This window comes from Pseudomonas zanjanensis (genome assembly GCF_014268745.2).
Taxonomy (GTDB): domain Bacteria; phylum Pseudomonadota; class Gammaproteobacteria; order Pseudomonadales; family Pseudomonadaceae; genus Aquipseudomonas; species Aquipseudomonas zanjanensis.
In genome coordinates, this window is the sequence record NZ_JABWRB020000002.1 from 895,073 (window position 1) to 907,099 (window position 12,027).

Annotated in this window: 13 protein-coding genes; 7 read left to right on the forward strand and 6 right to left on the reverse strand. The window is 62.0% G+C overall.

The annotated features are described in order from the left end of the window. Positions 1-100 precede the first annotated feature (100 nt). Both HU715_RS19795 and HU715_RS19800 read left to right on the forward strand, forming a co-directional pair. The gene (locus tag HU715_RS19795; protein WP_053124352.1) at positions 101-778 is read left to right on the forward strand and encodes a response regulator; all 678 of its coding nucleotides are present in this window, start codon (positions 101-103) and stop codon (positions 776-778) included. After that, entirely contained in the window at positions 775-2,121 is a 1,347-nt protein-coding gene (locus HU715_RS19800) for an ATP-binding protein (RefSeq protein ID WP_186707037.1), read from the forward strand. Before HU715_RS19795 ends, HU715_RS19800 begins: the two co-directional genes overlap by 4 nt. Before the next feature lie 162 nt (positions 2,122-2,283). On the opposite strand, the gene HU715_RS19805 is transcribed toward HU715_RS19800, so the two are convergent. After that, positions 2,284-3,282 (reverse strand): AraC family transcriptional regulator, encoded by a 999-nt coding sequence (locus HU715_RS19805; RefSeq protein ID WP_186707036.1) that lies wholly within the window; start codon positions 3,280-3,282, stop codon positions 2,284-2,286. Between the two features lie 332 nt (positions 3,283-3,614). On the opposite strand from HU715_RS19805, the gene HU715_RS19810 reads away from it, so the two are divergent. Both HU715_RS19810 and HU715_RS19815 read left to right on the forward strand, forming a co-directional pair. Further along, the gene (locus tag HU715_RS19810) at positions 3,615-4,946 is read left to right on the forward strand and encodes a dicarboxylate/amino acid:cation symporter (RefSeq protein ID WP_186707035.1); all 1,332 of its coding nucleotides are present in this window, start codon (positions 3,615-3,617) and stop codon (positions 4,944-4,946) included. Between the two features lie 303 nt (positions 4,947-5,249). Then, positions 5,250-6,431, forward strand: a complete 1,182-nt coding sequence (locus tag HU715_RS19815; protein ID WP_186707034.1) for a CaiB/BaiF CoA transferase family protein — start codon at positions 5,250-5,252, stop codon at positions 6,429-6,431. Positions 6,432-6,552: 121 nt separating this feature from the next. On the opposite strand, the gene HU715_RS19820 is transcribed toward HU715_RS19815, so the two are convergent. Together HU715_RS19820 and HU715_RS19825 are read right to left on the reverse strand one after the other, a co-directional pair. Then, a complete protein-coding gene (locus HU715_RS19820; RefSeq protein ID WP_186707033.1) occupies positions 6,553-7,047 on the reverse strand; it encodes a SprT family zinc-dependent metalloprotease in 495 nt (164 codons plus the stop codon). Between the two features lie 164 nt (positions 7,048-7,211). Next, a complete protein-coding gene (locus HU715_RS19825) occupies positions 7,212-7,814 on the reverse strand; it encodes a Yip1 family protein (RefSeq protein WP_186707032.1) in 603 nt (200 codons plus the stop codon). A gap of 395 nt (positions 7,815-8,209) precedes the next feature. Here HU715_RS19825 and ttcA point away from each other — a divergent pair, with 395 nt between their 5' ends. Continuing rightward, a complete protein-coding gene (ttcA, locus tag HU715_RS19830; protein WP_003178962.1) occupies positions 8,210-9,034 on the forward strand; it encodes a tRNA 2-thiocytidine(32) synthetase TtcA in 825 nt (274 codons plus the stop codon). A gap of 67 nt (positions 9,035-9,101) precedes the next feature. Continuing rightward, positions 9,102-9,776, forward strand: coding sequence for a DNA-3-methyladenine glycosylase I (locus tag HU715_RS19835; RefSeq protein WP_109753950.1), 675 nt, complete (start codon positions 9,102-9,104; stop codon positions 9,774-9,776). Positions 9,777-9,874: 98 nt separating this feature from the next. Here the strand turns inward: HU715_RS19835 and HU715_RS19840 are convergent, their stop codons facing one another. The 3 genes from HU715_RS19840 to arsC are packed head-to-tail and all read right to left on the reverse strand — an operon-like array spanning position 9,875 to position 11,257. Next, a complete protein-coding gene (locus tag HU715_RS19840) occupies positions 9,875-10,300 on the reverse strand; it encodes a DUF2069 domain-containing protein (protein ID WP_186707031.1) in 426 nt (141 codons plus the stop codon). After that, positions 10,293-10,898, reverse strand: coding sequence for an NAD(P)H:quinone oxidoreductase (gene wrbA, locus HU715_RS19845; RefSeq protein ID WP_186707030.1), 606 nt, complete (start codon positions 10,896-10,898; stop codon positions 10,293-10,295). Before wrbA ends, HU715_RS19840 begins: the two co-directional genes overlap by 8 nt. Continuing rightward, entirely contained in the window at positions 10,895-11,257 is a 363-nt protein-coding gene (gene arsC, locus HU715_RS19850) for an arsenate reductase (glutaredoxin) (protein ID WP_186707029.1), read from the reverse strand. Before arsC ends, wrbA begins: the two co-directional genes overlap by 4 nt. A gap of 113 nt (positions 11,258-11,370) precedes the next feature. Here arsC and HU715_RS19855 point away from each other — a divergent pair, with 113 nt between their 5' ends. Continuing rightward, positions 11,371-11,838, forward strand: coding sequence for a TlpA family protein disulfide reductase (locus HU715_RS19855; RefSeq protein WP_186707028.1), 468 nt, complete (start codon positions 11,371-11,373; stop codon positions 11,836-11,838). Positions 11,839-12,027: the final 189 nt, after the last annotated feature.

Consider the following 12,027-nt stretch of genomic DNA (forward strand, 5'->3'; position numbering starts at 1 on the left):
GCACGGTGAGGAGATCCAGCCGGATCGGTCGAAGACGATCCGGCGCCTTTCGTTGAGGTGCGCCGCACTGGATTGTTTGATTTGCCTGGGGAGAGGCTCCATGAAATTACTGGTCGTCGAAGACGAAGCGCTGTTGCGTCATCACCTGCAAACCCGGCTCACCGACAGCGGCCATGTGGTGCAGGCCGTGGCCAATGCCGAGGAGGCCTTGTACCAGGCCCGGGAGTTCAACCATGACTTGGCGGTGATCGACCTGGGCCTGCCCGGCATCAGCGGGCTGGAGCTGATCCGCCGGCTGCGGGCCCAGGACAAGACGTTTCCGATCCTGATCCTGACCGCCCGCGGCAACTGGCAGGACAAGGTCGAAGGCCTGGCCGCCGGTGCCGACGACTACGTGGTCAAGCCGTTCCAGTTCGAAGAGCTGGAGGCTCGGTTGAACGCCCTGTTGCGCCGCTCCAGCGGCTTCACCCAGTCGACCATCGTCGCCGGGCCGTTGCTGCTGGACCTCAACCGCAAGCAGGCGTCCCTCGACGAGGAGCCGCTGGCGTTGACCGCCTACGAATACCGCATCCTCGAGTACCTGATGCGTCATCACCAGCAGGTGGTGGCCAAGGATCGTTTGATGGAGCAGCTTTACCCCGATGACGGCGAGCGTGATCCCAATGTCATCGAAGTGCTGGTAGGACGCCTTCGCCGTAAGCTGGAGGCCCCGGCCGGCTTCAAGCCAATCGACACCGTGCGGGGCCTGGGTTATCTGTTCAACGAGCGCTGCCAGTGATTCGTTCGCTTCGGCTGCGGCTGATGCTGGCCGCCATGACCCTGGCGGTGCTGTTCATGCTGGCCTTGCTGCCGGCCATGCAAGGGGCGTTCAGCCTGGCCTTGCAGGAATCCATCGAGCAACGCCTGGCCTCGGACGTGACCACGCTGATTTCCGCCGCCCGGGTGGAAAACAACCGCTTGAAGATGCCGGCGCAGTTGCCCGATGAACGCTTCAACCTCGCCGACGCCCGCCTGCTGGGCTATATCTATGATCGCGAGGGGCGGCTGGTCTGGCGGTCGAAGGCGACCCAGGAAAAAAACATCAACTACACGCCGCGTTATGACGGCCAGGGCAACCAGTTCGCCCGCATTCGCGAGAGCAATGGCCAGGAGTTTTTTGTCTACGACGTCGAGATCAAGCTGCTCGGCGGCCAGAGCGCGGCGTTCAGCATCGTTACCCTGCACCCGGTGCGCGAGTACGAGGTGACCTTGCAGGGCCTGCGGGACAATCTCTACCTCGGCTTTGGCGCGGCCCTGGCGGTGTTGCTGGCGCTGTTGTGGATCGGCCTGACCTGGGGGCTGCGGGCGTTGCGGCGCCTGAGCCAGGAGCTGGACGAAATCGAAAGCGGGGCCCGGGAAAGCCTCAGCACCGAACACCCCCGGGAACTGTTGCGCCTGACCGGCTCCCTCAACCGCTTGCTTTATAGCGAGCGGGAACAGCGCAGCCGTTATCGCGACTCCCTCGATGACCTGGCCCACAGCCTGAAAACCCCGCTGGCGGTGTTGCAGGGCGTCAGCGAAGACATGGCCCGGCGCCCCGAGGACCGTGGCCAGGCCTGGGTGCTGCAAACCCAGATCGAGCGCATGAGCCAGCAGATCGGCTACCAATTGCAGCGCGCGAGCCTGCGCAAGAGTGGGCTGGTGCGCCATCAGGTGCGCTTGCGCCCGGTGCTGCAAAGCCTGTGCGACACCTTGGACAAGGTCTATCGCGACAAGCGGGTCACCGTCAGTTTCGACCTGCCGGAGCACTGCCAGGTGCCGATCGAACAGGGCGCCTTGCTGGAAATGCTCGGCAACCTGCTGGAGAACGCCTATCGGCTGTGCCTGGGCGAGGTGCGCGTGAGCATGCACCAGACCCTCGGCGGCACGGAGTTGAGTGTCGAGGACGACGGGCCGGGCGTGCCGCCGGATCAACGGGCGCGGATTCTCCAGCGTGGCGAGCGGCTGGATCGCCAGCATCCGGGGCAAGGCATTGGCCTGGCGGTGGTGAAAGACATCATCGACAGCTACGGCGCCAAGTTGACCCTGGGGGATTCAGAGCTGGGCGGGGCGGCGTTCCGGATTCACTTTCCGGTGGTTTGACTGGAGTATTTTCGGTGTGTTTGCCGGCCTTTGTGGCCAGAGATTGCTCCCGCTGGGCTGCGAAGCGGCCCCAAAAACTTGCGAGCGCTGCGCACTCGAGCGGGAGCAAGCTCCCTCGCCACAGGAGACGGTGGATACACCACAGAAGTTGGATGTGATCACTCAGCTCTCCAACTCCCGATAAGCCCCCGGCGTCACCCCCGTCCACTTCTTGAACGCCCGGTGAAACGCCGAAGGTTCGGAGAAACCCAACTGCTCGGCAATCTGCTGCAACGACAGCTCGGCACGCCCCAGATGGTAGATGGCGATATCCCGCCGCAGTTGATCCTTGAGTTCCTGGAAGCTGGTGCCTTCTTCCCGCAGATGCCGGCGCAAGGTCTGCGGGCTGATGTGCAAATGGGCGGCGACGGTGTCCAGGTCCGGCCAGCGCGCCGTGTCGCGGCTGAGCAGGCGGCGCAGCTGGCTGCTGAGGCTGTGGCCATCGTCCGGGCGCGACAGCAGGTCGGCGGGGGAGTGTTCGAGGAAATGCTTGAGGGTGCGTTCGTCCTGCAACAGCGGCATGTCCAGGTAGCGGCTGTGGAACAACAGGCTGCTGCCGGGTGCGTCGAATGCCAACGGGTAGGGGAACAACAAGTCGTACTCAGCCGCGTGGGCGGGCTTGGTGTAGCCGAACGTCACCTGCTCCAGGCCGATCCGCTGGCCGATCAGCCAACTGGCGAGGCGATGCCAGACCACCAGCAGGCTTTCAGTCAGGAAGTGATCCGGGTCCCACAGCGTCGAATCGTCCAGTACCAGCCGCACGCGTTCGCCTTCGGTTTCCAGCGTCAGGCGCGGGGCGTCGGGGAATAAACCATAGAACAACAAGCCGCGCTGCAGGGCCTTGCCCAGGGTCCGACAGTGGATCAACGCGTGACACATCATCGCAAACGTCCCGGGTTTACTCGGTGCCCGGCCGAACCCCAAATACTCGTCCTCCATTGCCAGCCACAGGGCCTGCAACAGGCGGGCGAACTGCTCCGGCGCAATCCGCGCGCGCGGCTCATCCAAGAGTTCCGGGCTGATGCCCAGCTGTTGCAGCAAAGGCAAATAGTCGAAGCCTTGCCGCCGCGCACCGCCCAAGGCGGCGCGGGCGAAGTGGCTGGCGATCGTGCGTTGGCGCATGGCAGAAATCCGTCCGTTAAGCGGGCGATGGTAGCAGGGGGACGAGGTTGGACAAGGCGGATATCCGCCAAATCCCGGAGTGATAAACACCCCGTTGGCGGAAATCCGCCATCTTTCGCCGCCGTGTTTAACCGTTGAGTAATCCACGACGCCTTCTGTAATAACGGTTGTAGGGCTTTTCCAAAAAATGGCACGGGCTTTGCGATAGAGCCTGCAGGTCTGCCGCGTGCAGCCGAACAAAACAAATCCCTCCAGTGCAGGAGGGTTCGCAATTGAGGTGCCGTGGACGACAGGTGGAAGTCGTCATGCGGGACTCTTGAGGAAGGTTTGCCATGACGACTCGTCAGCCACTGTACAAATCCCTGTATTTCCAGGTGATCGTAGCCATTGCCATCGGCATTTTGCTCGGCCACTTCTACCCGCAGACCGGTGTTGCCCTCAAGCCATTCGGCGACGGGTTCATCAAACTGATCAAAATGGTCATTGCTCCCATCATCTTCTGTACCGTCGTCAGTGGTATCGGCGGCATGCAGAACATGAAATCGGTGGGCAAGACCGGCGGCTACGCGCTGCTGTACTTCGAAATCGTCTCCACCATTGCCCTGCTGATCGGCCTGGTCGTGGTCAACGTCGTGCAACCGGGCGCCGGCATGCACATCGACGTGTCGACCCTGGACACCAGCAAGATCGCTGGTTTCATCAATGCCAGTAAAGACCAGAGCATCATCGCCTTCATCCTCAACGTGATCCCGAACACCATCGTGGGCGCGTTCGCCAACGGCGACATCCTGCAAGTGCTGATGTTCTCGGTGCTCTTCGGTTTTGCCCTGCATCGCCTGGGTGCCTACGGCAAGCCGGTCCTGGACTTCATCGATCGCTTCGCCCACGTCATGTTCATCATCATCAACATGATCATGAAGCTGGCGCCTATCGGTGCGTTCGGTGCCATGGCCTTCACCATCGGCGCCTACGGTGTCGGTTCGCTGGTGCAACTGGGCCAGCTGATGATCTGCTTCTACATCACCTGCGTGGTGTTCGTACTGGTGGTACTGGGCGCCATCTGCCGCGCCCACGGCTTCAGCGTCGTCAAGCTGATCCGCTACATCCGTGAAGAACTGCTGATCGTGCTGGGTACTTCCTCCTCGGAATCGGCCCTGCCGCGCATGCTGATCAAGATGGAACGCCTGGGTGCCAAGAAGTCGGTCGTAGGCCTGGTCATCCCGACGGGCTACTCGTTCAACCTCGACGGTACGTCGATCTACCTGACCATGGCTGCGGTGTTCATCGCCCAGGCCACCGACACCCCGATGGACCTGACTCACCAGATCACCCTGCTGCTGGTGCTGTTGCTGTCGTCCAAAGGTGCGGCTGGCGTGACCGGTAGCGGCTTCATCGTACTGGCGGCGACCCTGTCGGCCGTAGGCACCTTGCCGGTGGCTGGCCTGGCACTGATCCTGGGTATCGACCGCTTCATGTCCGAAGCCCGCGCCCTGACCAACCTGGTGGGCAACGCCGTTGCCACGATCGTGGTTGCCAAGTGGGTCAAGGAGCTGGACGAAGACCAGTTGCAGACCGAGCTGGCTTCCGGTGGTCGTGGTATCTCCGACGTCCGTGAAGATGACGACGTGGTGGCAACCGCTGAAACCGCAGTGCCAACGAAGTAATCTTCAGGCTGCAATGAAAAACCCGCTTCGGCGGGTTTTTTATTGGTTCTCGATTTTGAAGCTGGCGCGCTTCTGTGGCCAGAGCTTGCTCCCGCTGGGCTGCGCAGCGGCCCCCTGCGAATTACCTGAAGCTATGCGGTGGCAGATACATATTGGGGTTGCTTCGCAACCCAGCGGGAGCAAGCTCCCTCGCCACGATGGTCCCGGACTGAGCGGATTGGTCAGCCCGAACGATGCCCCCGGTGATTGCCCCACCCTCCATCCCTGCCTAGTCTTCAATCATCACCCTCTCGGAGATCGCCCATGCAAGGTCCACTGGCATCGCTCAAGGTTCTGGACTTCTCGACCCTGTTGCCCGGCCCGTTCGCCTCGCTGTTGCTGGCGGACATGGGGGCCGAGGTGTTGCGCGTCGAGTCGCCGACCCGCCAAGACCTGCTGCGGGTGCTGCCGCCCCATGACCAAGGCGTATCGGCCAGCCATGCCTACCTCAACCGCAACAAGCGCAGCCTGGCCCTGGACCTCAAGCAGCCGGAGGCGTTGGAGGTGGTCACGCAGTTGCTGGGGGACTACGACATCCTGCTGGAACAGTTTCGCCCCGGCGTGATGGAGCGGCTGGGCCTGGGCTACGAGGCCTTGAAGGCCATCAATCCGCGGCTGATCTACGTGTCGATCACTGGCTACGGCCAGACCGGCCCCTATAAGGACCGTGCCGGTCACGACATCAACTACCTGGCCCTGGCGGGGCTGGCCAGCCACACCGGCCGTGCCGGCAGCGGGCCGCTGCCGCTGGGGATCCAGGCGGCGGACATCGCCGGTGGTTCATTGCACGGCGTGATCGGTCTGCTAGCGGCGGTCATCGCCCGTCAGCAGACCGGGCAGGGACAGCACCTGGACGTGAGCATGACCGACTGCGTGTTCAGCCTCAACGCCATGGCCGGCGCCGGTTACCTGGCCTGTGGCGTGGAACCGGGTTGGGAGAACCAGATGCTCAACGGCGGCAGCTTCTATGATTATTACCGCACCCGTGACGGTCGCTGGATGTCGGTGGGCAGCCTGGAACCGGCCTTTATGCAGGCGCTGTGCGAGGCTTTGGGGCGGCCGGAACTGGCGGCCACGGGGTTGTCGCCCAAGCCTGAACAGCAACACGTCCTCAAGCAGGCGTTGCAGGCTGAGTTCGAAAAGCGGGATTTTGCCGATCTGTGCAGTTTGTTTGCCGGGATTGATGCTTGTGTCGAGCCGGTGTTGAGCCTGGAAGAAGCCGTGCGGCATCCGCAGCTACAGGCTCGGGAACTGGTGACACAGGTGCCACGTGGGGAGGGTTCAAGTCAGGCGCAGATGGCCTGTCCATTGAAGTTTTCCCAAGGGCTGCCCGAGCCTCGGCATATAGGGGCGAGGCTGGGGGCGCATACGGATCAGGTGTTGGGGGCGTTGGGGTTCAGTGTTGAGCGAATCGCTCAATTGCGCAGTGCCAAGGTGGTTTTGTAGTGCCCTCAATGGCCCCTTCGCGAGCAGGCTCGCTCCCACATTGGATCTCTGGCGTTTGCAAAGACCCTTGTGGGAGCGAGCCTGCTCGCGAAGGGGCCATTGAAAGCACTACAAAAAATCGCTATTCGACCCGAGTCTCCCCACTGAACACCAAGGTACCGCGACAGCTGCGGCACAAATACCGCCGCCCCTGGCGCACCAGGCTGTGGCGCTGGGCCGTGAACGGAAAGTCGCTGCCGTCGCAAGGGCACTTATAGATATAGCGGGTTGCGGTGCGGCGTTTGATTTCGTAGGTGTGGCAACGGTTGGGCGGCAGTTCGTACACCCCGCGCATGATCAGCTGCCATTCCTCGCCATGGGCTTGGATACGGTCGCCAAACAGTTGGTGGGCGATCAGGTGCGCGACTTCGTGGGCGACGGTCTGCTTGAGGAAGTCCTCGGCATTTTCCCGGTACAACTGAGGATTGAAGCGCAGCAGATTTTCATGCAGGTGCGCGACACCGGCCTTCTGGCCGCGCAATTTGAAGCTGACCACCGGGCGTTTGAAAGGACGTTTGAAAAAGGCTTCGGCTTGTTGGTAACACTCTTCGACGCGGGTATTGAGTTGCTCGAGCATGCTTTACGGGTCTCCAGAAGCCCGAGTATGCCGCAAGCGCCGGCCGTTGCGAATCGTCCAGGTGCCCAATGGTCGTTTCGCACACAGGAAGGCCGCCTTGCGGCGGCCTGTGTCGGCAGATCCTGCTTTTTTATGGGAGGGCATTCTTCAATGGGTATAGAAGTTCAACTGGTATAGACCGGGCCGACGCCCAGCCCCCAGACGATCACTGTGAACGCCATGATGGCCACCAGCACCACCAGGCCGACGGCGAGCACCGAGCTGGAAAACAGAAAACCTTCGTCCTGGGGAATGTTCATGAACGTCGGCAGGCCGACGTACAACAGGTAGACCGTGTAGCAGATTGCTGCCGTGCCAACGATCATCCCCAGCCACATGTGCGGGTAGAGCGCCGCGAGGCCGCCGATGAACAAAGGTGTCGCGGTGTAGGTGGCGAACGCAACGCAACGGGCCAGGCTCGGATTGGCGTCATAGGTGCGCGCCATCCAGTGGATGAAGGCCCCCATGACCGCCACGCCGCCCAACATGGCCAGGTACGACATGATGGTCATCCACAGCGCGCTTTCCTGGGTGAGCATGACCGGTGGACGATTGCCGATGACCCATCCCACCTGCGTGGTGCCGATGAACGCCGAAACCGCGGGAATGGCCGCCAGGATCAGCGTGTGGGTGAGGTACATGTGGCTGATGCTTTCCTCCTGATCGCCACGGATTTCTTTCCATTCTTGATCAGGGTGGGTAAAGAGCCCCACGACATGATGGATCATAGTCAGTCACTCCTTTGTTATTGCCATCGCCCCCCAACGGAGCGCCTACGGGCCAAAACGGCCAAGTAAGTAAAGGTCTGGATATGTGTGCGACCTTATGTCGCAGTATAGAAAGGAGTTACCCCGAGGGGGATGGGGGGCTTAGAGCAAATCGCGCTGTAGCGGGGCCGGCTAATCGCGGCTTGATCTGTATGCACAATTTCGCTGGCGAATAGATTCCCTGTGGCGAGGGAGCTTGCTCCCGCTGGGTTGCGAAGCGACCCTCTGGGGTCGTCCTGTTGGCGTCTGCTTCGCAGCCGAGCGGGAGCAAGCTCCCTCGCCACAAGGGCCGTGCCACAGCGGGGATTTTTTGCGTAAAATGCCGGCCTTTCGTCACACCTCACGGATTTCGCGTCATGGGCACTCTTACGGTCAACCAGAACAAACTGCAAAAGCGCCTGCGCCGCCTGGCCGGTGAGGCGGTCGCCGATTTCAACATGATCGAGGACGGCGACAAGGTCATGGTCTGCCTGTCCGGCGGCAAGGACAGCTACACCTTGCTCGACGTGTTGATGCATTTGCAGAAGGTGGCGCCGATCAAGTTCGACATCGTCGCGGTGAACATGGACCAGAAGCAGCCCGGGTTCCCCGAGCACGTGCTGCCGGCCTATCTCGAGTCGCTGGGCGTGGAATACCACATCGTCGAGAAAGACACCTATTCGGTGGTCAAGGAACTGATCCCCGAAGGCAAGACCACCTGTTCGCTGTGCTCACGCCTGCGCCGCGGCACGCTCTACACCTTCGCCGACGAGATCGGTGCGACCAAGATGGCGCTGGGGCACCACCGCGACGACATCGTCGAGACCTTCTTCCTGAACATGTTCTACAACGGCTCGCTCAAGGCCATGCCGCCCAAGCTGCGTGCCGATGACGGGCGCAACGTGGTCATTCGTCCGCTGGCCTATTGCAACGAGAAAGACATCCAGGCCTATTCGGATTTCAAGCAGTTCCCGATCATCCCCTGCAACCTGTGCGGCTCCCAGGAAAACCTGCAACGCCAAGTGGTCAAGGAAATGCTCCAGGAATGGGAACGCAAGACCCCGGGCCGTACCGAGAGCATTTTCCGCGGCTTGCAGAACGTCATTCCGTCGCAACTGGCGGACCGCAACCTGTTCGACTTCACCAACCTGCGCATTGACGAAAACGCCACGCCGCGGTTCGTCAATGTGGTGAATCTCTGACGGTCGCAGCGACGTCTATTCACGGCGCTTGCGAGCGCCGTTTTCATTTTTTAACCCAGGAGAGGGCATGCGCGATTACAAGTGGCTGCACGAGTATTGTCTGAACCGCTTCGGTTCGGCAGCTGAACTGGAAGCCCACCTGCCTGTTCCCAAGACCCCGGCGCAACTGCGCAAGATCAGCGACGACCGCTACCTGTCGACCATGGCGCTGCGAGTGTTCCGTGCCGGGCTCAAGCACAGCCTGGTAGACGCCAAGTGGCCGGCCTTCGAAGAAGTGTTCTTCAAGTTCGACCCGGAAAAAGTCGTACTGATGAGCGCCGAACACCTGGAGCGGCTGATGCAGGACGCGCGGATCATCCGCCACCTGGGCAAGCTCAAGAGCGTACCGCGCAACGCGCAGTTGATATTGGACGTGGCCCATGAAAAGGGCAGCTTCGGCGCGCTGGTCGCCGACTGGCCGGTGACCGATATCGTTGGCCTGTGGACCTACCTGAAGAAGCACGGCCATCAATTGGGCGGCCTGTCGGCGCCGCGCTTCTTGCGGATGATGGGCAAGGACACCTTCGTGCCCAGTTATGACGTGGTGGCGGCGCTCAACGCCCAAGACATCATCGACAAAGTCCCCACCAGCCTGCGGGACCTGGCGACGGTGCAGAATGCCTTCAACCAGTGGCATGAAGAGAGCGGTGGGCGGCCGATGTCGCAGATATCGATGATGCTGGCTTATACAGTCAATCATTGAGACCGCGTCGCTCCATTCGCGAGCAAGCCCGCTCCCACAGGGAATGTTCGGCGTTCACCAATCCCTGTGGGAGCGGGCTTGCTCGCGAAGGCGGCCTATCAGGCGACGGAGGGCTCGCCTTCGCCAGCCAACCGCCGATTCAACTGAAACCGCCAGCGCACATACAGCAAGGCCGAGCAGAACACCGCCACGCTTGCCGCCATTTCCAGCACGCCGAACAGTTGCCGGTTCGGGTCATAGGCCGCCAATGCGCCCTTGATGAAATACAGGTTCACCACGAAGCACATCCACGAATGTCCACGGGCACTGCCGCTGAGCATGCCGGGCGCAAGTATCAGCAGTGGCACCAGTTCGATCAGCAGAATCACCCAGGGCCGGGCGCCGTGCAGGTCGGCGATCAGCAGGTAATACGCGCTGAGTAATCCCACCAGGCCGAAAAAGCACAGCAGGCTGAGGACACGGGCCAGGCGTACGCGCGGTTCCAGCCATTGGATGGAAGGCAGGATCTTCGGCTTCTTAGCCACGGCCGTTCTCCAGCAACAGGGCGGTTTTCGCCAGGCGCGAACCCAAGGCCCGGCAGAGGGCGACTTCATGCTCGTTCAAGCCGCTTTTCCCGTCGGCCCCGGCGTGATGGCTCGGGCCGTAGGGCGTACCGCCGCCCAGGGTGTCGATCAGGGCCGATTCGCTGTAGGGCAGGCCGGTGATCAGCATGCCGTGGTGCAACAGTGGCAGCATCATCGACACTAAAGTGGTTTCCTGGCCGCCGTGCAGGCTCGCGGTGGAGGTGAAGACCCCGGCCGGCTTGCCCACCAGCGCGCCGGTCAGCCACAGGTTGCTGGTGCCGTCGAGAAAGTACTTGAGCGGCGCGGCCATGTTGCCGAACCGGGTCGGGCTGCCCAGGGCCAGGCCGGCGCAGTTCTTCAGGTCATCGAGGCTGGCGTAGAGCGGGCCTTGCTCCGGAATGTCCGGGGACACTGCTTCGCACTCGGTGGAAATCGCCGGCACCGTCCGCAGCCTGGCCTCCAGCCCGGCCTGCTCGACACCACGGGCGATCTGCCGGGCCATTTCGTTGGTGGAGCCGCTGCGGCTGTAATACAACACCAGGATATACGGCGTGGTCACGGCAGGATCTCCAGGATCTCCAGGATCTTTTCCGGCGGACGGCCGATCGCGGCCTTATCACCGGCTTCCAGGATCGGCCGTTCCATGAGTTTCGGGTGGGCGGCGATGGCGGCGATCAACTGGGCCTGGCTCAGGCTTTCGTCGGCCAGGTTCAAGTCCTTGTATTCGTCCTCGCCGGTGCGCAGCAACTGCCGGGCGCTGATGCCGAGCTTGGCCAGCAGGCGCTCCAGTTGCGCGGCGTCGAGCGGGGTTTCCAGGTAGCGGACCACGGTCGGCGCCAGGCCGCGGGCCTCCAACAGTTCCAGCGCACCGCGGGATTTCGAGCAGCGCGGGTTGTGATAAAGCGTCAGATCGGTCATGAGCGGGTCGCATCTTGCGTAAGGTGGCGGCTATTCTACTGTGCCGCGAAGTCCCTAGCACCTTAGAGAGGCGAAGGGTCGCGGCAGCGTTCACATCAGACAAGGATTGGCACATGACAAGGCGATTGACGGCGGCACTGACATTCATGGGCATCCTGTTGCTCGCCGGTTGCGGAAACGACTACGGGGTGGATCAGAACGGCCAGGCCATCGCCTCCCAGCGGCTGGACAAACAATGGCTGGTGCTCAACTACTGGGCGGAGTGGTGCGCGCCGTGCCGCACCGAGATCCCGGAGTTCAATGCCCTGGCCGAACAGCTCAAGGGGCGCAACATCGGCGTGTTCGGGGTCAACTTCGACCAGGTGCAGGGTGAAGAACTCAAGAATGCCAGCGACAAGATGGGGATTCGCTTCACGGTGCTGGCGCGAGACCCGGCCGAGATTTTCGACCTGCCTCGCAGCGAAGGGTTGCCGGTGACCTACATCATCGACAACCAGGGCAAGGTGCGCGAACAGTTGCTGGGGGAGCAGACGGCGGCGGGGGTGATGGCCAGGCTTGAGGCGTTGCAGGCACTCAAGTGATCCCGAACTGACATAGGGCGTTTGGTTATATAGGTTCTGTGACAGGGAGCTTTTGTGGCGAGGGAGCTTGCTCCCGCTGGGCCGCGAAGCGGCCCCAGATGTACCTGTCACTTTGATGTGTCAGACAGAATGGAGGGGGCCGCTGCGCAGCCCAGCGGGAGCAAGCTCCCTCGCCACAGGGTCAACCAT

Excerpts from the sequence above, each read along its gene's own strand:
- HU715_RS19795 (WP_053124352.1), top strand. The coding sequence starts at position 101 with ATGAAATTACTGGTCGTCGAAGACGAAGCGCTGTTGCGTCATCACCTG.
- HU715_RS19805 (WP_186707036.1), bottom strand. The coding sequence starts at position 3,282 with ATGCGCCAACGCACGATCGCCAGCCACTTCGCCCGCGCCGCCTTGGGC.
- HU715_RS19810 (WP_186707035.1), top strand. The coding sequence starts at position 3,615 with ATGACGACTCGTCAGCCACTGTACAAATCCCTGTATTTCCAGGTGATC.
- HU715_RS19815 (WP_186707034.1), top strand. The coding sequence starts at position 5,250 with ATGCAAGGTCCACTGGCATCGCTCAAGGTTCTGGACTTCTCGACCCTG.
- HU715_RS19820 (WP_186707033.1), bottom strand. The coding sequence starts at position 7,047 with ATGCTCGAGCAACTCAATACCCGCGTCGAAGAGTGTTACCAACAAGCC.
- HU715_RS19825 (WP_186707032.1), bottom strand. The coding sequence starts at position 7,814 with ATGATCCATCATGTCGTGGGGCTCTTTACCCACCCTGATCAAGAATGG.
- ttcA (WP_003178962.1), top strand. The coding sequence starts at position 8,210 with ATGGGCACTCTTACGGTCAACCAGAACAAACTGCAAAAGCGCCTGCGC.
- HU715_RS19835 (WP_109753950.1), top strand. The coding sequence starts at position 9,102 with ATGCGCGATTACAAGTGGCTGCACGAGTATTGTCTGAACCGCTTCGGT.
- arsC (WP_186707029.1), bottom strand. The coding sequence starts at position 11,257 with ATGACCGATCTGACGCTTTATCACAACCCGCGCTGCTCGAAATCCCGC.
- HU715_RS19855 (WP_186707028.1), top strand. The coding sequence starts at position 11,371 with ATGACAAGGCGATTGACGGCGGCACTGACATTCATGGGCATCCTGTTG.